General features: G+C 63.2%; 16 protein-coding genes. 10 read left to right on the top strand and 6 right to left on the bottom strand.

From position 1 onward, the window contains the following. Positions 1-865: 865 nt before the first annotated feature. Genes AWB72_RS14220 through AWB72_RS14210 form a run of 3 tightly spaced genes read right to left on the bottom strand, consistent with a single transcriptional unit; the run spans position 866 to position 5743 of the window. Positions 866-3190 (bottom strand): cytochrome P450/oxidoreductase, encoded by a 2325-nt coding sequence (locus AWB72_RS14220; protein ID WP_040052656.1) that lies wholly within the window; start codon positions 3188-3190, stop codon positions 866-868. A 44-nt stretch (positions 3191-3234) separates the two neighbouring features. Then, positions 3235-4380 (bottom strand): dienelactone hydrolase family protein, encoded by a 1146-nt coding sequence (locus AWB72_RS14215; protein ID WP_040052655.1) that lies wholly within the window; start codon positions 4378-4380, stop codon positions 3235-3237. Between the two features lie 22 nt (positions 4381-4402). Next, on the bottom strand, positions 4403-5743 hold the full coding sequence (locus AWB72_RS14210; RefSeq protein WP_040052735.1) for an Nramp family divalent metal transporter: 1341 nt from the start codon (positions 5741-5743) through the stop codon (positions 4403-4405). Positions 5744-5917: 174 nt separating this feature from the next. Between AWB72_RS14210 and AWB72_RS14205 the strand changes: the two genes are divergently transcribed. The 5 genes from AWB72_RS14205 to rpoD all read left to right on the top strand — a co-directional run bounded on the left by AWB72_RS14205 (position 5918) and on the right by rpoD (position 14081). After that, entirely contained in the window at positions 5918-7894 is a 1977-nt protein-coding gene (locus tag AWB72_RS14205) for a site-specific integrase (protein WP_084593093.1), read from the top strand. A 172-nt stretch (positions 7895-8066) separates the two neighbouring features. Further along, positions 8067-9245: a ParA family protein gene (locus AWB72_RS14200; protein WP_040052654.1), complete on the top strand. Its 1179-nt coding sequence runs from the start codon at positions 8067-8069 to the stop codon at positions 9243-9245. Continuing rightward, positions 9246-10214: a ParB/RepB/Spo0J family partition protein gene (locus tag AWB72_RS14195; RefSeq protein WP_040052653.1), complete on the top strand. Its 969-nt coding sequence runs from the start codon at positions 9246-9248 to the stop codon at positions 10212-10214. A 316-nt stretch (positions 10215-10530) separates the two neighbouring features. After that, a complete protein-coding gene (locus tag AWB72_RS14190; RefSeq protein ID WP_052450097.1) occupies positions 10531-11772 on the top strand; it encodes a hypothetical protein in 1242 nt (413 codons plus the stop codon). Between the two features lie 305 nt (positions 11773-12077). Continuing rightward, on the top strand, positions 12078-14081 hold the full coding sequence (rpoD, locus tag AWB72_RS14185; protein ID WP_040052652.1) for an RNA polymerase sigma factor RpoD: 2004 nt from the start codon (positions 12078-12080) through the stop codon (positions 14079-14081). Between the two features lie 79 nt (positions 14082-14160). Here rpoD and AWB72_RS14180 read toward each other — a convergent pair whose 3' ends face one another. After that, on the bottom strand, positions 14161-14526 hold the full coding sequence (locus AWB72_RS14180; RefSeq protein WP_040052651.1) for a hypothetical protein: 366 nt from the start codon (positions 14524-14526) through the stop codon (positions 14161-14163). Positions 14527-14921: 395 nt separating this feature from the next. After that, complete coding sequence (locus tag AWB72_RS14175) at positions 14922-15626, bottom strand: glutathione S-transferase N-terminal domain-containing protein (protein WP_040052650.1); 705 nt, start codon at positions 15624-15626, stop codon at positions 14922-14924. 214 nt (positions 15627-15840) lie between these two features. Between AWB72_RS14175 and AWB72_RS14170 the strand changes: the two genes are divergently transcribed. Together AWB72_RS14170 and AWB72_RS14165 are read left to right on the top strand one after the other, a co-directional pair. Next, the gene (locus tag AWB72_RS14170) at positions 15841-16338 is read left to right on the top strand and encodes a hypothetical protein (RefSeq protein WP_040052649.1); all 498 of its coding nucleotides are present in this window, start codon (positions 15841-15843) and stop codon (positions 16336-16338) included. A 99-nt stretch (positions 16339-16437) separates the two neighbouring features. Next, the gene (locus AWB72_RS14165; RefSeq protein ID WP_040052648.1) at positions 16438-17205 is read left to right on the top strand and encodes an SDR family oxidoreductase; all 768 of its coding nucleotides are present in this window, start codon (positions 16438-16440) and stop codon (positions 17203-17205) included. Positions 17206-17222: 17 nt separating this feature from the next. Here AWB72_RS14165 and AWB72_RS14160 read toward each other — a convergent pair whose 3' ends face one another. Continuing rightward, positions 17223-17453: a hypothetical protein gene (locus AWB72_RS14160; protein ID WP_040052647.1), complete on the bottom strand. Its 231-nt coding sequence runs from the start codon at positions 17451-17453 to the stop codon at positions 17223-17225. A 218-nt stretch (positions 17454-17671) separates the two neighbouring features. Here AWB72_RS14160 and AWB72_RS14155 point away from each other — a divergent pair, with 218 nt between their 5' ends. The 3 genes from AWB72_RS14155 (at position 17672) to AWB72_RS14145 (ending at position 21937) form a co-directional block, all read left to right on the top strand. After that, a complete protein-coding gene (locus AWB72_RS14155; protein WP_040052646.1) occupies positions 17672-19687 on the top strand; it encodes a sigma-54-dependent Fis family transcriptional regulator in 2016 nt (671 codons plus the stop codon). Positions 19688-19856: 169 nt separating this feature from the next. Continuing rightward, entirely contained in the window at positions 19857-20942 is a 1086-nt protein-coding gene (locus AWB72_RS14150; protein WP_087128126.1) for an ATP-NAD kinase family protein, read from the top strand. After that, positions 20939-21937, top strand: a complete 999-nt coding sequence (locus tag AWB72_RS14145; RefSeq protein ID WP_040052644.1) for a thiamine pyrophosphate-dependent dehydrogenase E1 component subunit alpha — start codon at positions 20939-20941, stop codon at positions 21935-21937. The genes AWB72_RS14150 and AWB72_RS14145 overlap by 4 nt, the downstream gene beginning before the upstream one ends. Positions 21938-21957: the final 20 nt, after the last annotated feature.

Here is a 21957-nt window from a genome sequence, read left to right as displayed (position 1 = left end):
CGGCGCCGCGATTTTCGCGAGCGAGCCGCCGAACTTGCCGACCGCTGTACGCGCGGCCGATACGATCACTACGTCAGACATGTTTGATCCTCGTCGAACAACCAGAAACATCGCGAAGCCGGTTCCGGCCCGATTGCGCACGAAGCGCGGCTCCGCATGGATTGAGGCCCGCACTGCGCGGGGCGTGAGGGGGCGCACGGCTGAAGCAGACTGTCTGCCCGGACGGCGCCGCGCCGCTTTCACGGCGCGTTCTGAAAATCGGCATCAAGAAGCAGCCGATGTCGGCATTCCCATCGGGACACGCCGGTAACTGCGGGTTTCAAGCGAAGTACGTGGTCCATTTATATGGGCCTTTAATTAAGTCTCTCAGGTCAAACACGAGCCAAATAAACCGGCGCGCAAAGCTCCATCCGTGCGAATACCGCGCGGAGCTGTAATAAAAGCTTGGAAGAGTTAATGGACGCGGATGCTTGTGCGTCGCACCAATTGATGCCAATTCTAAACGTAAACCATCGACAAAAAATTGCATATTTCTAGGTAATAACCCTAGGAATGGTAAGAATTCCCGCCGCCTTCGTGCGAAAAAATGCGTCTAAGATCGAACGTCCGTTCAATACAGTTGCTTTTGAGCATCTTTTATTGTGCAGGCCATATGAGGATTGCGCAGGTTATGCGAAGCTGCGACGTTACGCCTCGGCGCTGCTGCGAAACGCACAGTTGATTGCCCGAAGCCGCAGACTATTGAAAATACGCTTAATAAAGTTTGCGTCAATTAATACGGGTGTAATACGCGGATATGACGCAGGCGTGAAATCGGTTCCATCAGTCTATTCATCGCCTGCGTTGCATGAACTGCAATTCCCGATTAAAGCGCTAATACCAGTTTCATACCTTTCGCACGGGAACAGCACGCCATCATTCGCTGATTTCCCTGCCGCTCGCCCTTCGTCAAAACGAGATCACGATGATCGATCTCGCCCTCGATCACGCGCACTTCGCACGATCCGCACAGCCCTTCTTCACAATCGCTTTGGACATCGACGTTCGCGCGCCGGAGCGTGGCGAGCAGCGTCTGGTCCGCGGGCACCGTCAGTGTGAAGCCCGAATCCTTGAGTTCGACGTCGAACGCGTGTTCCCGCGCGGCGTCGAGCGTCCCGAGCGTGGATTCGAAGTGCTCGATCTTCAACGCATCGTCGGGCCAGGCGGCGCTCGCGGCAATGAGCGCATCGAGCATCCGTGCGGGGCCGCACGCGTAGACCTGCGTGCCGTCATCGACGCGCAAGGCCCCGAAATCGTTGCGTGCGCCCTCTTCCGATACGAACACGCGCAGGCGATCGCCGTGCAGCGCGCGCATCTCGTCGAGGAGCGCCATCGACGCGCGGGAGCGTCCGCTGTAGTGCACTTCATAGTCGATGCCGATTTCGCGCGCGCGACGCGCCATCGCGCTGATCGGCGTGATGCCGATGCCGCCCGCGATCAGCACGAGCTTGCGCGCGGTTTCATCGAGCCGGAAGTGATTGCGCGGGCCGCGAATGCGCCAGTGCGCGCGGGGCTTCACGTTGTCGTGCACCCACGCCGATCCGCCGCGACTTTCCGTTTCGCGCAGCACGGCGATTTCGAACGCGTGCGCGTCGGCCGGATCGCCGCAGAGCGAGTATTGACGCGACAAGCCGCTGTCGCCGCACGCGACGTCGATATGCGATCCCGGCGTCCAGCGCGGCAACGGGCGACCATCGGCGGAAACGAGGCGCACGCGCACGATGCGTTCCGCGCACGCCGACACCGACTCGACGATCACCGCGCGGTTCACCGCATGCGACGACGGCTCGCCGATGCGCACCACCGCGCGCGGTTCGCGCACGGACGGATCCGTGCGTTCGGGATTCATCGCCGGGTCCCATTCGACGTAAAGATGCTCCGGCCCGCGGAACGACGTGTTCGGCACGTACGTGAAGCGCTGCTCGGCCAGCCGCATGTGCGGCAGGCGGCGCGTGAGTTCGTCGAGGAAAACCTGCATCTCCATGCGCGCGAGATTTTTGCCCATGCATTGATGCGCGCCGTAGCCGAAGGTTAGTTGATCGCTCGCATTCTCGCGGCGGATATCGAAGAGGTCGGCATCCACGAAACGATGCTGATCGTGATTCGCCGACGACGTCACGATCAAAATCTTCGCGCCCGCCGGAATGTCGATGCCGCCGATCGTCACGTCCTTCGTCGCGAGCCGCCGCCATGCCGCCACTGATCCGTTGTGCCGCAAGCATTCTTCCACCGCGTTCGGAATGAGGCTCGGGTCCTCGCAGATGTCGCGCCACGCGTCGGGATGTTGCAGCAGCAGCTTGATCGCGTTCGCCGATGCGTTCGCCGTCGTTTCGTGCGCGGCGACGATGCCGGCCATCATCATCGAATGAAGATACGAGTCCGTGACGACTTCGGGCATGTCCTTTTGCTTGCGGATGCCGTATTGCATCCAGCCGTCGCCCGACGGGTCTTCGCGCATCTTGTCGAGCACCTTGCCCGCGTACTGCCAGAACTTGCCGACCGCGTGCGCCACTTCGACCTGTTCCTCGGGTTTCGGGCGGCCCCACGTGTTCACCGTATGCGCGATCGAATATTCGCGCAGCGTGTCCATGTCCTCTTCGGGCACGCCGAGAAAATGCAGCGCGACGGTGAGCGGCACTTCCCACAGCATCTGATCGACGAGATCGGCGCGGCCCTCGTCGATGAAGCGATCGACGTACTCGCGGGTGAGCGCGCGCACCATCGGTTCGTGATGCGCGAGCGCCTCGGGCGTGAACGGGTCCATCAGCGCGCGGCGGCGCGGCATGTGCGCGGGCTCGTCCTCGTTGACGAGCGTGCGATTCAGCGCGAAGCCGTACGACGCGAGCACCGCGTTCGCTTCGGCGCCGGTCGGCGTGATCTTTTCGAGCGCGATCGACGGACTGAACGTGAGGTTGTCACGAAAGATCGCCTTGATGTCGTCGTAACGCGTGACGACCCAGTAGCCGAGCTTTGGGCTATAGAACACGGGCTCCTGCTCGCGGGCCCAGCGCACGTATTCGGGCGGGTCTTGCTGATAACCGTCGCTGAACGGATCGAAGTCGGCGGCGCGCGGGCTCACCGGGCAGCCGTTCGGCGCGGCGATTTCTGAAGGTCCGCTCGCGTGAAAGGGACACTGGGCCACATCGGTCATTCAACTGTCTCCTGTCAGTTATTGTTAGTCATAAATAGGCGGCGTCAGATCGGCTTGCCTTCGCTCGACGCCCAGTTCGGCATCAACGTGTTGCTCGGCCGAGTTTCGTCGATGAGTTTTTGCGCCGTCTGCCGCCCCGCGACCGGCAGCCCGGTCGGATCGAGCACGCCGATCTGCACCAGCACCGACGCCTGATCCCAATAGATATGCTCGTTGTAGAGCTTGTCGCCGCGAAAGCGGATCACGGCGAGCATCGGCACCTCGAAATAGCGGCCGGTCGGCGCGAGTCCCGGCAGCAGCCAGTCGATTTCGCGATCGTGCGTCGCGCAGAACACGAACTCGTCGACGATGCGGTCCGCGCCGATCGTGCGCGACACCGGAATCAGCTTCGTGTCGCTCGGGTTCGAATCGACGAAGTGGTACTTGTAAAAGCGCTTGAGCTGATCGTGTCCGACGCCGCCGGTCATCGTCGGCACATGATTGACGTAGGGCTCGGCAACCATCGTCGGCATGACGGCGTCGACATCGCGCGTCGCGAACTCGAAATAGCAGTGTTGCTCCCACAAGTGATTCAGGTCGAAGACCGGCCCGAGCACTCGGCGCAATAGCGCGAGCGTGCGCGAGTAGGCCATCAGCGCGGCGGGTTTGTCGTGCTGCGGACTGTCGGGCCGAGCGAAGCCCGCGCGGCAGCCGGGGTAGACGTATCGCTCGATATGTTGCTTGCCCGCGAACGCCTCGCTCGGCTGCTCGTCGGCGAAGTGGAAGACCATCGGGCAGCGGATCGTGGCGAGGTCCTTTAGGCACGCGTCGGGATTGTCGGGATAGTAGGCGACCGCGCAGTCGATGTCCGTGTTCGCCGCCGCGTGCGTCGCGAGCCGGCCGCCCGCGCCGAAGCCGATCACGCCGACTTTGCCCGCCTGCTCCGGCAACGCGCGAAGAGCGTCCTCGATCGCTGCGAAATTTTCGATCGACACGCCCCCGCCCTTCGGCGCGCGGCCAGCGAGATCCGGCGCCAGCACGACGTAGCCTTCCTCGGCCAAGCGGTCGGCCGTCGACTGGATGAAGGCGTCGAAACCGGATGCGTCGTGCAACAGCAGCAGGCCCGGACCTGAACCGTGAGCCGGCCAGGCCGCGTAGGCGCGGATCGTGCCGCCCTCGCGCGGAGCGATGTCGATGAAAGTGCCGGTCATGGCGCGCGTCTCCCGTTTGTGGTCAGAAGAGCAGCGTATCGGCAAGCAGCTTTACGTTCAACACGACGATCACGCCCGCCACGAACCACGCGAGCGCGGCGAGCCATCGGCTGATCGTGAAAACGCCCATCTTGCGGCGGTCGGACACGAATCGCACGAGCGGGATGACGGCGAACGGAAGCTGCATCGACAGAATGACCTGGCTCAACACGAGCAGTTGGCCGGTGCCTTTTTCGCCGTAGATCGCCGTGACGATGACGACCGGAACGATGGCGATCCCGCGCGTGATCAGCCGCCGCGCCCAGTTCGGCAGACGCAGGCGCAGAAAGCCTTCCATCACGATCTGACCGGCGAGCGTCGCGGTGACCGTCGAGTTGAGGCCCGAGGCGAGGAGCGCGACGGCGAACAGCGTCGATGCGATCCCGAGTCCGAGGAGCGGCGACAGGAGATGGAACGCATCGCCGATTTCCGCGACGTCTTTGTGGCCGTTCGCGTGGAAGACGGCGGCGGCGACGATCAGGATCGCCGCGTTGATGAAAAGCGCGAGCGTCAGCGCGATGGTGCTGTCGATGGTCGCCCAGCGGATCGCGTCGCGCCGGGCTTCGATCGACTTGCCGTAAGCGCGCGTCTGCACCACCGACGAGTGCAGATACAGGTTGTGCGGCATGACCGTCGCGCCGAGGATGCCGATCGCGACATACAGCATCTCCCGATTCGCGACGATTTGCGGCGACGGCACGAAACCGCGCAGCACCTGCGTGATCGGCGGCGACGCGGCGACGATCTGCAACGTGAAGCACACCGCGATCACGACCAGCAGCGAAATCACGAACGCTTCCAGCAAGCGGAAGCCTTTGTTCACCAGAAGGAGCAGCAGGAAGGCGTCGAGCGCCGTCAGCAACGCACCGGCGATCAGCGGAATGCCGAACAGCAGTTGCAGCGCGATGGCCGTGCCGATCACCTCGGCGAGATCGCACGCGACGATCGCCGCCTCGCACGCGATCCACAGCGCGAGGTTGACCGGCTTCGAGTAGTGATCGCGGCACGCCTGCGCGAGGTCACGGCCGGTCGCGACGCCGAGCCGCACGGCGAGCGCCTGCAGAAGAATCGCCATCAGATTCGACAACAGGATGACCGCTAGCAAGGTGTAGCCGAACTTCGAGCCGCCGGCAATATCCGTCGCCCAGTTGCCGGGATCCATATAGCCGACCGAAATCATGTAGCCGGGGCCGGCGAAGGCGAGAAAGCGTCGAATCCATCCGACGCCGACGGGCACTCGCACCGACGCGTACACCTCGGGGAGACTCGGGCGGAATTCATCGTTGCCCGGCTCTTTGTACGCGGGGCGTCGGGGGTCGCGCATCGGCACGTGTCTCCTGAAGAGTGCGCCTGTGGTGGCTCGAATATGCTCCGCAGGCTTCGAACATTCAAGCGAGCGCAATGCGCGTCCGCCGAACGCGCATTGCTGATAATTGCTCTTATCAGATGTATCGATTTACCTTGTCAAATTCGACGGCACTTGATAACCTCGCGCCAAATGACTGATATCAAAGACAAAAAACGCGTGGTGGCAACCCGCCCTTCTGACCATGCAGCGCAAACCGGTGCGCCGCGACGGCTCACGCGTCAGCATTTCGCGCTCTATCGCGGTTACCTCGACGGCGTTTCGGAAGCGCAGCTCCACGCTTCGTACGGCGAGGCCGGATCCGACGTCCGCAAGACGCGACGACTGATCGCCGCCCTGCGGGACACGCTTTCGGTTCTCGCCCGCCGCGCACAGGACGTCGAAGCCGCACATCTGCTTCGGCTGCGCCCGGGCAGCATTCCATCGCCTGCTGATGGCGCGGCCTCTTCGGACGCACCGACGCTCGAGGCGTTCCGCGAGCGCATCGATCCGGACGGCGTGTACGGCGAATCCGAACTGCTCGCGCTCTATGAAGAGGAGTTTCGGCACGGCGCGTCGGCGGCATCGGACCGGCGCTCGGCGCGCAATGCGCGGCTGCGTCGGCGGCAGGCGAACGCGCTCGCCCGCATGGAGGCGAGCCTCGTTCAGGATCCGAAGCCCGATCATCCGATCGACGGATGGTTCGAGCCGGTCGTGACCGCGCGTCTGTCGGCGGCAGGGCTCACGACGATCGCGGATCTCATTGCGTTGATCGAGCGACGGCGCCATCGCTGGTACACATCCGTGCCACGGCTCGGGCCGAAGGGTGCGCAGCGGATCGTCGACTGGCTGACGCTGCATGCAGAACCGCTCCGGCACACGCTTTCGCCGTTTGCGCTCGTGCCGCGGCGGCAATGGCGGCCGGATACGCTGCCGGTCTCATCGACGGATGCAGTTCCGGTCCAGATCGCCCCCTTTGAAGCGTTGCGGGTGCCCGCCGCGTTCGATGGATCGCGGGGGACGAATCGTGCGACGAAATCCGTCGCCGCGAATTTCGGCACCGACTTGCGCGCCCTCACCGCCTGGCTCGACGCACGTTCGGCGAGCGATCACACTCGGCGAGCGTATCGGCGGGAGGCGGAAAGACTGCTGCTCTGGGCGTTGGTCGAAAAGGAGAAGCCGCTCTCATCGCTCAGTTCGGACGATTGCGCGTCGTATCTGGCCGAATTTCTGCCCAACCCGCAACCGGCGGAGCGCTGGATTGCGCGGGGTCGAATCGAACGGTGTCTTCCCGGCTGGAAGCCGTTCGCCGGGCCGCTCTCCGATCGCAGCCGGGAAGCGGCTCGGGCGATTCTCAATGCGATGTGCGAGTGGCTCGTCGAAAGCGGTTACCTGGCGACGAATCCCTTCGCGGGCCACGAGCGCGTGGCGACACCGCCGACCTTCGACGCGCAAGATCGCACGCTCGATGCCGAGCAGTGGCGGACGGTGCTGCTTTCCGTCACGCGGCCGCACTATACATTTGCGGAGCATCGCGACCGGTTGGCGCTCCTCCTCGCCTACGCCACCGGTCTGCGCCGGGCGGAACTTGCCGCCGCTACGACGGACGCGCTTTCCGTCGGGCGATTGTCCGGCGTGGACGCGCCGGTATGGCGGCTAAGCGTCGCATCGGCCAGCGGGCGGCGTGCAGTCCGGACCGTGCTACTGCCGCCTGTCGTCGTCGAACTGCTGCACGACAATCTTGCGCTGCGGGGTCTGCCGGGTGCGCTCGAGTGTCCCGAGGGCACGCCGATTCTCGCTCAGGCACGCGGAACAAGCGCCATCACGCCCGACGGGATCGGTAGACTGTTCAAAAATGTGTTCGCGAATGCTGCCGCGGCGGCTGAAGCCCAGACGCCCGGCGCCGGACGACGTCTCGCGCGCGCCAGCACACACTGGCTTCGGCACACGCACTCGGTTCATGCGCTTGCTCACGGCGCGGACTTATCCGAGCTAGGCAAAGGACTCGGCCACGCCGACGATTCGACTACGGCGCTCTACCTCGAACGCGAAGATTCCAGCCGTTTACTCGGCGTCGAGCGATTCCTGCGAAGCACGCTTGCGGCTGAAGTCGACTGGGATTGCGCCTAATGTGAATGTTTACGAGAACGCCGCGAGGTAAAACCGCCTGCAGCCGCGCAACAAAGAGTTCAGAGTTTACTTGAGGTTTACCGGTTGGCCGTTTATTCTTCGGTTTGCAGTATGTTTTCCACAAACCGAAGAATTTTTTGCTTACCCAGGCCCGCCAGTGACTGCGAACTCCATGTTAAGCGCTCGGCTTCCCGAAGTCGATCAATCCGTTTCGATCGAAACGCTCTTGGGGGTGGCCGCCCAAGCCACTGACATTCTCAATCAGATCCGCGACGCGATGCTGGAGCCCTATCCACGCAAGAGCGCGCCGACGTTCACGAGCGCGCAGGTCGCCTCGCTGTGTGGGATCGACAAGCAGCGCTTTCAGTACCTGACCACCAAGGGCGAACTGCCTGCGGGAACGTCGAAGGGCGCGGGCCGAAGCAAGGAATTCACGCTCGAAGAAGCGCTGACTTGGGTTCGTGCCACGAAGGAGCGCGTCCGGCGGCCCGAGGGCAAACGCGGACGGATCGTGACCGTCGCGAACTTCAAGGGGGGCGTTGCCAAGACGACGACGGCGGTATCGGCGGCCCAAGCGCTGACGTTGCTGGGCCGGCGCGTCCTCGTGATCGATTGCGACCCGCAAGGCACCACGACCCAACTCTGCGGATGGGCGCCCGACGCCGAAATATCAGACGATCAGACCCTCCTGCCGCTGATCTATGGCGACCAGACAACGCTGCAATACGCTGTGCAAGAGACGTATTGGCATAACCTCGATCTGATTCCGGCGTCGTCGTCGCTGTTCGACGCCGAATTCGAGATTCCGGCCAAAGTGTTGAACGACAGCACGTTCGAGTTTTGGGAAATCGTGCGTAAAGGGTTGATGCCGCTGACCGAGGAGTACGACGCGGTGGTTATCGATACCCCGCCCGCGCTCAGCTATCTGACCATCAACGCGCTCCTCGCGTCCGATGCGATCTTGCTTCCCTGCCCGCCTGAAGCGCTGGACTTCGCGAGTTCGACGCAGTTCTGGCATCTCTTTGCGGACATCGCCAAGAAGCTGCCCGGGGTGCTCGAGCAAAAGCGCTTCGATTTCGTCAACGTGATTCTGACCAAAGCCAAGTCCGATGACGTCTCGCGCGTCGTGAGGGGATGGTTACAAAAAGCATACGGCGATCGCGTACTGCCCTTCGAAATTCCGGAATCGACGGTGCCCAAGGGCGCGTCGGCGCAGCTGTCGACTGTGTATGACCTGTCGAAGCCCGACGGCAGCACGGCGGCCTACAACCGATTCAAGGAGCCGCTCGACCGGCTCGCAGAACATCTCGACGCGCAGTTCGTTCGCGCGTGGAATCAGGCGGAGGCATAAATGGGCATCGGGGACAGACTTCTCGCGAAGACCGCGAACATTGGCAATAAGCCGACTGAGCCGACTCAGCGCGTCGTTAATTCGGAGCCGCGCACGTCGCCCGGAAGGTTGATGGATGCGCAACATCGGATCAACACGGCGCAAACGCGAATCAAGGAACTGGAGGCGCAACTCGAGCAGCGAGCGGCATTCGAAGTGCCGCTCGACGCGCTCGTCGAGGTAGACGGTAGGCGGCGCAAGCTGACCGCCGAGCAATTTCAGGAGTTGAAGGCCAATCTGGCGCAGCACGCGCTCGCGACACCGATCCTGGTGCGCCCTGTGTCGGACGGCCGCTATGAGATCGTCGCCGGGCACAACCGCGTTGCAGCTTATCGCGAACTCGGGCGGACCACGATTCGCGCGAACGTGGCCGCTATCGAAGAAGGCGAGATCGAGTTCGCGGCGTTCTTTTCGAACCTACTTTCGCCGTCTCTTACCGACTTCGAGAAGTACTGGAACTTCAAACGTCTGCAGGAGCTGAGCGGCCTATCGCGAGCCGAGATTTCCGAAAGCGCCGGCCTCAGCAAGAGCCACGTCAGTCGCATCTTTTCGTTCGACGCTCTACCCGACGCTGCAAAGGAAGCGCTCGCGCAAAAGCCGGAGCGCCTTGGAAGCAACGCCGCACAGAAGCTCGCGGCGCTGACGGAAGCTGGAAAGTCAGAGAAAGTCGTCGAGGCGATCCATCGCTTGATTAGCGACGAAAGTTTTACTCAAGACAAAGCAGTTGCCCTCGCGGCGGAAAAGCCCAAGGCGGCCGCGCCCAGAACAACGGTCGTCCGAGCGGGCAGGAGAAAGGTGTGTGAGGTTTCGGCCCGAAGCGGGGTTGTCGGCATCCGTTTCTACGAAAATGATGCAGGCGAGGCGGAGGCCTGGGCGCAGCGCATCGCAGATTTCATTAACAAATCGATCGACGAGAGTGCGTCAGACTGAGGCTCTACTAGGTTTTCTCAAAGAATCAAAGGCTTAGCATCTTCGTCGAACTAAGCCCGCGATGGCTCTAGTAGAAACTCCTCAAAAATCAATGAGTAAGCAACGAAGAAACAACGAGGCAGCCATGTAACTACTGACTCTGAAAAGACAAAAGCCTTCGGCGCCAACCGAAGGCTTTTGAATTCGGGCTTTACTGCTTATCGCCCGTCCGCTTCCCGACGCCAATCGGGTCACGAGCTCCACAACTCGAAGTTTAGCGGATAGCGATTAGCAGTCAAGCGTTTGTCCTCCATTTTTCGAAATGGACGCACTTGACATGCATATCGCGCAACTTTCCGTTGCAGGCGAGGTTAAAACTCGCCCGCAAGACTTCAAATCAACCGTCGATAATGAGGATCAGCAGGCGCTCGACGAATACGCTTGCGATCGATCCAACCTGCCGTGGATCATCTTCCGGGCAGCGCATCGCGCGAACCACGTCTCTGCCCTTCCCGCTCGAGCGCGCGCCGTTCTAGCCGCACTAGCGCGAACGGTCGACGCCGGACGACCCTTTGCCGCCATTTTTGCCCGCCGCGAATTGCTGACCGGCCGCGCCCTCCAGTCGATGCGCACGTTCTATCGCAGCCTCGACGATCTGGAATCCGAGGGTTTCATCACTCGACCGCCTCAGAGCCGTTACGGCGGCGCAGGACTCTTCGGTCGCGCATACATCCATCTCACGCGCAAGGCAGCGGCGCTTCTCGGCTTGGTCGAACCGTCGATGCAGTCGGATGAAGCGATCACCCGCTCGCAGGACGGTGACGTGCGCTCCGCTGCGGCGACTCCTTTGGCTCTACCGTCTGTCACGGTGGCAGACGGCGCTATATATAAGGATCTAAGCCCTTCTACTCAAAAGAGACAACCAGGACGCCTCCCGCCAGATCTGGACCGCCTTTGCACGCTGGGATTTCGTGAGTTCCTCGTCTTCAAACTCATGCGCGAGGCGAGGTCCCAAGGAAAGCGACTCTCCGACGTAGTCGAAGCCACATGGGAACATCTACGCCTGGCGAAGCACCCGATCAGCTACCTGCGCACATTGCTTAGAGCGCCGGTCGACTTCGCTCATCGAGTTCGCACAAAGCAACAAGACATCGTCGAACGCGAAACTGTCTCTGCGCACCAAGCGCATGTCCAGCGTGAAACTCGAACGCTCGCCGGGCGCGCCTTCGTTAGCCATGACGGACTTCGCCACTACGTCGTCGCCGACGACGCCAAGTCGATCACCGTCAATCATCGTGACGAAGCTCACCCGCGCGTACACGCAGGGGCTTGGGCCAGCGATTTCATCGCGGCGCTCGATGCCGGTCGCATTGTTCCGGTGGACGCAGCCGCAACGGAATCGCACGATCATCGGCCCATGCCTGCGCTCGAACCCCGCCCCTCGAATGAAACAGCGCCAGCTAGACACGCCTTGCGCAATCTCGACGCGCTCAAACGCTTATTGCGGTTGAAACAGGCCGGAGAGGGCACAACATGGGGGATGAATGGGGAAGCAGGACCGTCACCAAACGCGGCATGACGTTCAGGACCCGAAAGCGCATTTCGATCCACCTTGCCGAAGACGGAATGGATCGCGCATTCGGGTAATTACCAAGACGAAAATAAACCTGCTGCGTCGCAACAAACGCTGATATACTCTAAGGTTGCGTCTTTGATGGCGCTTTGGAATTTACGCAATGCACGTACTACGCGTGGATTGTGCGCTTTGCTCGATGCGATTCTCAGCAAGCCGTCCGTTGTCGAAGCTGTTATCGATGTCACGCGGGCCGTCACGCTCGCTTCCGGGGACCTGTCATCGCCGAGCAAACCTGTCGAGGAGAAAGTATGGCAAGTTTTGATCGGGAAGATTCGGAGCTGGATATCGTCGCGCCGGTGCGTCGGTCTGCAGGACGCAAGGCGGGCAAGAGCAAAGGCCAGGCCGGCACGATGCAGCCCGATGTCGTGATGACGGCGGAGCAGGACGAAGAGCGTCAGCGTCAGATGCGTGCGTTGATTCAACTCGGCAAGGAGCGTGGCTATCTCACGCACGCCGAAATCAACGACCACCTGCCGGACAACTTCGCACAGACCGCGGCGATGGAAACCATCGTCAGCACGTTTAACGACATGGGCGTGGCCGTGTACGAGCAAGCGCCCGACGCTGAAACGCTGCTGCTGAGCGACAACGCGCCTGCGGTCGTGGCCGACGAGCAATCGGAAGAAGAAGCCGAAAACGCGCTCTCGACCGTGGACTCGGAATTCGGACGCACCACGGATCCTGTGCGCATGTACATGCGCGAAATGGGCGCGACCGAGTTGCTCACGCGCGCCGGTGAAATCGCAATCGCGAAGCGCATCGAAGACGGCCTGCACGAGATGATCCAGGCGATCGCCGCGTGCCCGTCGACGGTCGGCACCATTCTGGCGGACGCGGCACTCGTCGAATCCGGCGAGCTGAAGATCGACGAACTCGTCGACGGCCTGAAAGAAGACGACGCGGTAGAGGAAGATATTTCGGCTCCCGAAGTAACGGAGTCCGCTGATATCGATACGGACAGCGACGACTCCGACGGCGACGACGATGACGACAGCGACCTCGAAGGCGGCGATTCCGGCGCATCGAACGAAGCGCGTTTGAAGCAGTTGAAGGCCGATTGCCTCGAGATTTTCGCCCGCGTGCGCGACCTCGCCGAACAGGCAAGCAATCCTAAGGGATCGGGCGCCACGGCAGCGAAGGCCGTCGAACGTGCTCGCGCCGAGATCCAGCGCGAACTCGGTTCGATCCGCTTCACGGCGAAGACCATCGACCGCCTGTGCGCCGACGTTCAGCAGCAAGTTGCGCGAGTGCGCGAAATCGAGCGTCGTGTTCTGCAGATCGCGGTCGACCGCTGCGGTATGCCGCGCGAGAAGTTCGTCGAGTCGTTCGTCGGTCACGAGACCGATCTCGAATGGACGTCGCGTGCAGCAGCGGGTTCGAAGCAGTACGGCGCGTCGCTGGAGCGCAGCTTGCCGGCTATTCAGGCTGAACAGCAAAAGTTGATCGACATCGAAGGCGTCGTCGCGCTGCCGCTGCAGCAACTGAAGCAGATCAACCGTCAGATGACGGCCGCCGAGCTGAAGATGCGTCAGGCGAAGCGCGAAATGATCGAGGCGAATCTCCGTCTCGTCATCTCGATCGCGAAGAAGTACGTCAATCGCGGCATGCAGTTCCTCGACCTGATTCAGGAAGGCAACATCGGCCTGATGAAGGCGGTGGACAAGTTCGAATATCGTCGTGGCTGGAAGTTCTCGACGTACGCGACGTGGTGGGTTCGTCAGGCGGTGACGCGTTCGCTGGCCGACCAGGCTCGCACGATCCGCGTGCCGGTTCACATGATCGAAACGATCAACAAGCTGAACCGCATTTCGCGCGAGATCCTGCAGCAGACGGGTCAGGAAGCGCATCCGTCGGTGCTGGCCGAGCGCATGGAAATGCCCGAAGAGAAGATTCGCGGCATTCTCAAGATCGCGAAGCAGCCGGTGTCGCTGGAAACGCCGGTCGGTGAGGATGCCGACGCGACGCTCGGCGACATGATCGAAGACCAGGGCGCTGCATCGCCCGCCGATGCCGCCGTGCACGCCAACATGCGCGCCGCAATCGACGATGCGCTCAACGCGCTCTCGCCGCGCGAAGCGAAGGTGCTGCGTATGCGCTTCGGTATCGATACGGCGTCGGACTACACGCTCGAAGAGCTGGGCAAGCAGTTCGACGTGACGCGCGAGCGTATCCGTCAGATCGAGAGCAAGGCGATGCGCAAGCTGATGCATCCGAGCCGCGCCGACAAGCTGCGTCCGTTCCTCGATCGCTGATCGTCGAAACCGCGTCTCGTAGCATCGAAAACGCGTGCCGCCCTTCGGGGCAGCACGCGTTTTTTTTCGTCCACTGATTTCAGCCGTGCGCGGCGTTCTTGGGCGGCGATGCCGACGAACACGCTTGCAGCGCGACCATCGCCTTGCTGGCGAGCGCGAGCGTTTCTTCGCAGGCTCGCTTGTTGGCGAAGATCGAACATCCGCCGCCCGCGTTGATCTTCGACACGGCGCCTCGCACCCGGTCGAGCGCCGTCTGCGGCGATCCGCTGTCCTTGATGATCGCGGCCACGTCGAATGCGCTGCCGGCATCGGTTTCGACATAGCCGGGACATTCCGCCTGCGCATGGATGGATACGCCGACGGTGATCAGCGCGATGGCGGCGAGCGTGCGTGTGCGGCGCGCGCAGCCGCGACCGGCGATACGTGAGAAGGGAAGGGCGGTCATGACGTCGGCATCCGTTGAATGCATCGCAAGGGGACTCGCGCGTTGTCCACAGAAAGTCTGAACAAGCATGTGGATATCCTGAGCATCGTCGAGCCAACGCGTTGATGTAAAACGTGTTTCGGCCGCCGAGCGATTTGCGCGCGTGATCGCTCATTGTGAACCCGTCACGCGCGCTCTGTCCGCTTGTCAAAAAACCGGGGCATGAAGCCGCAGACGAACGCGCCGTTATCCACAGAAAAGTTGAACAAGCATGTGGATATCCTGAGCAACACCGCCCCAACTCCTTGATACGAAACGCGTTTCAACTCGCGTGCGAAACGGCTGCGCCGGATCGCGTAGGAGGCACAAACACGCGCTTAACCCCGCATGTCCGATACCACCAATCGCCCGCGATCTCAATCCCGCTTCGGGATGGCCAGCCCGCGCTGCACCGCCGGACGCGCGACGAAGGCATCGACCGCGCGCTGAACGTTAGCAAACCGATCGAATTCGACCAGATCGCGTGCCTCGTAGAAACCGACAAGATTGCGCACCCACGGAAACACGGCGATATCCGCGATGCCGTATTCGTCGCCCATGATCCACTCGCGCCGGGCGAGGCGTCCTTCGAGCACGCCAAGCAGCCGCTGCGATTCCGCGACATACCGCGCGAGCGGACGCTTGTCTTCGTACTCCTTGCCCGCGAACTTATGAAAGAAGCCGACTTGTCCGAACATCGGGCCGATGCCGCCCATTTGGAACATCAGCCATTGAATCGCTTCATAACGGCGCGCCGGGTCGCGCGGCAGAAACTGGCCGCTCTTGTCCGCCAGATAGATAAGAATCGCGCCTGATTCGAAAAGCGCGAGCGGTTCGCCGCCCGGCCCGTTCGGATCGATGATCGCCGGAATTTTGTTGTTCGGATTGAGCGACAGGAATTCGGGCGACATCTGATCGTTTGCATCGAAACGCACGAGATGCGGATCGTACGGAAGCCCCGTCTCTTCGAGCATGATCGACGCCTTCACGCCGTTGGGCGTCGGCAGCGAATAAAGCTGAATGCGCTCGGGATGTTGCGCGGGCCATTTACGGCTGATCGGAAAATCGGAGAGCGTGGGCATGAGGGCATCCGGTGTGAATGAATCGCTCAATATAACGACTTCGGGGCCGGAACGCCGATGCCGCTACACGCCCATTTGTAGTAAATGCCTGCGACGATCGACCGGCCATTTTCGACGGCGTCGAATCTTCAAAGCGGTCGTCTCGCTGGCGCGCGAATTGCATGCACTTGCGATGCATTGCATGAACCCCAACCACCGTTGTCGTGCCGACGCCATGAAAACCGTTCCTCTCGCAAGGTTCACCGTTCTGGCTGCCGTGGCCGGCGGAGTGTCGCCCGGTCTGTGCCACGCGCATCCGCTCGAACGTCAGCTCGACTGCCAGTCGAGCGCGCATCGGTTCATCGCGCCGCTCGTCGACGATGGCTCGATCGACGCAAGCCCGATGCGCGTCGAAGCCAATTCGATCAACGCGTTCAAGCCGACGCACGACAGCAATCTCACCGCGTACGGCTTTCGCGTCTACGCGGTGCTCGGCTACGAACACGGCGACGCGATGTTCAAACAGGGCAAAGGCAAGCCGATCAACGATTCCGCATACGGCGTGGTCGTGCTCGGCTCGAAGGACTCGGTCGAAGCGCGCGTGCGCGAGGCGGGCAGCACGGCTGTCGTCCATGAAGTCGTGCCGATGCTGATGACCGCCGTGTTCTGCGACGGCAGCCACATGCGCAACACGGCGGGCACCGTGCAGGCGGAAGCGTCCAGCAGCCATTGAAACGGCGCTGCAAGGCTTTTCGTCGATAATGTTCTCCCGATCGCAATCAAGCCAACGGGGCGCGACGTGTCGCGCTCACGCAAACAGGAGAACGGAGACATGCCCGAGGCAACCAACACTTCTTCACGCATTGCAATCGTCACGGGAGCGGGCAGCGGCATCGGCCGCGCGGCGGCGCTCGCGCTGCTCGCCGACGGCTGGTCCGTCGTGCTCGCGGGCCGGCGCGCGGCGCCCCTCGAAGCCGTCGTCGCGGAGTCCGGCGCGGCCGATCGCGGATTCGCCGTGCCGACCGACGTCGCCGATCCTAAATCGGTCGAGCAGCTTTTCGCGGCTGCCGTCGAACGCTTCGGGCGCGTGGATTTGCTGTTCAACAACGCGGGCGTCAGCAATCCGCCGGGGCCGTTCGAAGACTGGACGCCCGAGCAATGGCAAGGCGTCGTCAACGTCAATCTGAACGGCATGTTCTATTGCCTCCAGCAAGCCTTCCGCACGATGCGCGCGCAGACGCCGAAGGGCGGGCGCATCATCAACAACGGCTCGATTTCCGCGAGCGCGCCGCGTCCGAACTCGGCGGCGTACACGGCGACCAAGCACGCGGTGTCCGGACTGACGAAGTCCGCCTCGCTCGATGGCCGCAAGCACGACATCGCGGTCGGCCAGATCGATATCGGCAACGCGCTGACCGAGCTGTCCGAACGCATGTCGCGCGGCGTGCCGCAAGCGAACGGGGAGATCGCCATCGAGCCGATGATGGACGTGAAGATCGTCGGCCAGTCGGTGCTTTACATGGCGAATCTGCCGCTCGAGGCGAACGTCCTGTTCCACACCGTCATGGCGACCAAGATGCCGTTCGTCGGACGCGGCTAAGCGTTTTCGGCGCGGCCCTATTCGGTGCGATACCAGACGCGAATGCCGGAGTACCAATGGCTGACGCTGGTATCGTCGCCGGCGCCGAAGGTCGAGAGACTTTCGATGTTCAACACGTCGATGCGATGCTCCGCAATCCACCGGTTCGCGCGGTCGACGAGCGCCGCGCCGTTCTCGTACACATTGCCCTTGATGAGGTGATGCTGCACCACCTGTCGCTCGAAGTCCTCATAGGCGATCTTCGTCATCGGTCGTCTCCTTATCCGTAATCGTTTTGTATTTGCGCCGGTGCCGCACTGCAGCAAGCCCGGCGAATGACTCGTCTTGCCGATTCGAGCATCATATGGCCTGAAAGACGCCGCGCGCGGGCCGGTCTGCCCCGTGTTTTCCCGACATCGAGCGGCGCAAACGACGCAACAACGCAAAATAAAAGACGCGTCGGAAGGAGACACTCAAGGAGAGCACGATGGACATGCGGCAACGCGAGCACATCGAGGCGGTCGTCGCGGCGACCACGCGGGCGCAGATGCTGGCGCCCGCGCGCGCGCACGACGCGATCATCCAGAGTTCGTGGCGGCGTTGCGTGCATCAGTACGGGCTCGATCCGTCGCGGATGCAGGAAGCGCGCATCCTGCCGCACACGCGGCTGCGCGAGCATCAGCAGCGCATCGACGATTTCGCGCGCATCGCGCGGCACGGCCTCCAGACCTTGTATGGGCAGGTCGCGGGCATGGGCTATGTCGTGCTTCTGACCGATGCGCTCGGCGTCACGGTCGACTATATCGGCGACGCCAGCACCGACGCCGCGCTGCGCCGCGCGGGCCTTTATCTCGGCGCGGAGTGGAGCGAGACCGGCGCGGGCACGTGCGCGGTCGGCACCGCGCTCGCGACGGGCCAGGCGCTGACCGTGCATCAGGTCGATCATTTCGACGCCACGCATATTCCGCTCACGTGCACCGCCGCGCCGCTCTTCGATTCGCGCGGCGCGCTCGCCGCGATCCTCGACATTTCCGCGCTCTCGTCGCCGCAGCCGCGCGACAGCCAGAATCTCGCGTTGCAGCTCGTGCGGATCTACGCGGGGCATATCGAGAACGCGAACTTTCTGCGGGCGCATCGGCAGGACTGGATTCTCAAGCTGCATACGTCGCCCGAATTCGTCGATGTCGATCCGGAATATCTGATCGCGCTCGATGAAACCGGGCGCATCGCCGGGCACAATCGCCGCGCGCACGAAATGCTCGCGGCGGAAATAGGGCGGCCGATCGCGCCGGGCGAACCGGCGGCGTCGCTGATCGGCGTGCGCTTCGATGCGCTCTTCGAGGCGCGCGTCGAAGACCTCGGGCGCTTCGTGTATTCGCGCCCGAGCGAGTTGCGCGCGTTGCCGCTCGCGAAAAGCGGCGCGCTGCTTTATCTCAGCGTGATGCCGCCCGCGCCATGCTTCACGCCGACATCGACGGCGAGCGCGAACACGAACGCCAGCCGCGCCATCCAGATTCCCGCGCCGCTCGCCGCGCTATCCGGCGGCGACGCCGCGCTCACGCGCCAGCTCGAACGCGCCGCGAAGCTCGTCGATTCGCCGATCAATCTGCTCGTCAACGGCGAGACCGGCAGCGGCAAGGAATACTTCGCGAAGGCACTGCATCGCGCGAGTGCGCGGCGCGCGGGGCCGTTCGTCGCGGTGAATTGCGCGGCGATTCCCGAGACGCTGATCGAAAGCGAATTGTTCGGGCATCTGCCGAACAGCTTTTCGGGCGCGGGCGCGAAGGGAAAACGCGGGCTGATTCAGGAAGCCGACGGCGGCACGCTCTTTCTCGATGAAATCGGCGACATGCCGCGCGAACTGCAATCGCGTCTTCTGCGCGTGCTGGCAGAAGGCGAAGTGCTCGCGATCGGCGCGTCGCGGCCCGTGTCGGTCGACGTGCGCGTGATCTCGGCGACGCATCATTCGCTCGATGAACTGATGCGCGAAGGCCGCTTCCGCGAAGACCTTTACTATCGGCTGAACGGCGCGCGCTTCACGCTGCCGCCGCTGCGCGAGCGCACCGATCTGGACTGGCTGATCCGCACGCTGCTCGATGCCGATGCCGATACTGCACGCGGCGGCGTCACGCTGTCGCCGGCGGCGCGCGAGCGGCTGCATCGGCATGCGTGGCCGGGCAATTCGCGCGAGCTGAGCAATGTCCTGCGATACGCGCGCGCGGTGTGCGCGCACGGCTTGATCGACATCGACGATCTGCCCGAAGGCTTCGGCGCATCCTCGCCCGCGCCCGCGCCGGTCGCGCATCAATCCGCGCCTGTCTTCGATGACTTCGACCCGCATCGCCTGCCGCCCGAGGGCATGCTGCTGATGCAGTACCTGCGCGCGGCGAGCTGGAACCTGAGCGCGGTCGCGCGGCAGACCGGCGTGAGCAGGATGACGCTTTATCGGCGAATGGAGCGGTATGGCATCCGCTCGCCGAATCAGCGCGACGCGTCACGTTAGCCGCCCGATACGCCTGTCCACCTTCGCGATACACCTGCGCTGTGACACCTGTCACGCGAACGCGCGGCAATCGGCGCTTCTGCACGGCTAGTCGCGCTGCGGGCGCATTGGCATACCCCTTGCCTTAATCCGCGCCACAACGATTCCAATGCATTCAGGAGACACAGGCATGCGTGAAAGCGCGAAGGCCGGGCCGGCGCTCGTCGGCATCATCGCGAATCCTGTATCGGCGCGCGACATTCGCCGCGTGATCGCGAACGCGAACAGTCTGCAGCTCGCGGACCGCGTGAATATCGTGCTGCGGATTCTCTCGTCGCTGGCGGCGTGCGGCGTGCCGCGCGTCATGATGATGCCGGACCGCGAAGGCCTGAAGGTCATGCTCCAGCGCCATCTCGCGCGGCGGCAAGGCCCCGACGCCACGCTGCCCGCCGTCGATTTCCTCGACATGCCCGTGACCGCGCGCGTCGACGATACGTTCCGCGCCGCACGCATGATGCGCGACGCCGGCGCCGATGCGCTCATCGTGCTCGGCGGCGACGGCACGCATCGCGCGGTCGTGCGCGAATGCGGCGCGGTGCCGCTCGCGGGCCTTTCGACCGGCACGAACAACGCGTTTCCCGAGATGCGCGAGCCGACCATCTCCGGACTCGCGACAGGCTTGTACGCAACCGGCCGCATTCCGGCAGGCGAGGCGCTCGTCGAGAACAAGCGGCTCGACATCGACATTCGCGATGCGAACGGCGTCGTGCGTCACGACATCGCGCTCGTGGACGCCGTGATCTCGCACGAGCATTTCGTCGGCGCGCGGGCGCTCTGGAAGATCGACACGCTCGCCGCCGTGTACGTGTCGTATGCCGATCCGCAGGCCATCGGCATGTCGGCGATTGCGGGGCTGCTCGAACCGCTCGGGCGTCACGAGCCGGGCGGCCTCGCCGTCGAACTCGCCGCGCCCGGCCACGGCGAATTCGATCTTCACGCGCCGATCGCGCCCGGCCTCACCGAACCCGTGCCGATCGCGAACTGGCAGCGCCTGACCGACGGCGTGCCGCATCGCGTGAAGCAGCGCGCAGGCATCGTCGCGCTCGACGGCGAACGCGAGCTTGCCTTCGGCACCGGCGACGAAGTGACCATCACCCTGCGCGAAAACGCGTTCCGAAGCATCGACGTCGCCGCGTGCATGCGTTACGCGGCGCGCGCCGGACTCATGCGTGAGCCATGCACCGTAGTTCAACCAGCCGAAAGGAGACAGAGATGACAGCGTCGCAACAGCATGCGGGCGGCTTGCCCTTGTCGAAGGACGAGTTGCTGGCGGTCTATCGCAAGATGCGCACGATCCGCGATTTCGAAGAGCGCCTGCACGTCGATTTCGGACGTGGCGACATCCCCGGCTTCGTGCATCTGTACGCGGGCGAGGAGGCGGCGGGCGTCGGCATCATGCATCACCTGAACGATGGGGACCGCATTGCGAGCACGCATCGCGGCCACGGACACTGCATCGCGAAGGGCGTCGATCCGGTCGCGATGATGAAGGAGATCTACGGCAAAAAAGGCGGCTCGTGTAACGGCAAGGGCGGCTCCATGCACATCGCGGATCTGTCGAAAGGGATGATGGGCGCGAACGGCATTCTGGGCGCGGGCGCGCCGCTCATCTGCGGCGCGGCGCTCGCGGCGAAGTTTCGCGGCAAGGGCGAAGTGGGCATCACGTTCACGGGCGACGGCGCGTCCAACCAGGGCACGTTCCTCGAAAGCATGAATCTCGCGGCGGTGTGGAATCTGCCGGTGATCTTCGTGATCGAGAACAACGGCTACGCGGAATCGACGGCGCGCGAGTACGGCACGGCGGTGGACAGCTATGTCGACCGCGCGGCGGGCTTCGGCATTCCCGGCGTGACGGTGGATGGCACCGACTTCTTCGCCGTCCACGAAGCCGCGGGCGAAGTGATCCGCCGCGCGCGCGAAGGCGGCGGCCCGGCGCTGCTCGAATGCAAGATGATCCGCTTCTACGGCCACTTCGAAGGCGATGCGCAGACGTATCGCGCGCCGGGCGAACTCGACGATATCCGCTCGAACAAGGATTGCCTCAAAAAGTTCGCGCAGGCCGTGACGAACGCCGATGTGATCTCTCCCGGCGAACTCGATGCGATCGACCGCGAAGTCGCCGCGCTGATCGACCGCGCGGTGCAGGAAGCGAAAGACGCGCCGCAGCCGACCGCCGCCGATCTGCTCACCGATGTCTACGTGAGCTACTAAAACGCCGACCACAAGGAGAC

The organism is Caballeronia concitans, assembly GCF_001544615.1.
In the GTDB taxonomy this organism is placed as follows: domain Bacteria; phylum Pseudomonadota; class Gammaproteobacteria; order Burkholderiales; family Burkholderiaceae; genus Caballeronia; species Caballeronia concitans.
Note: the sequence above shows the minus strand (reverse complement) of the source record. Positions and strands in the feature narration are given on the sequence as shown.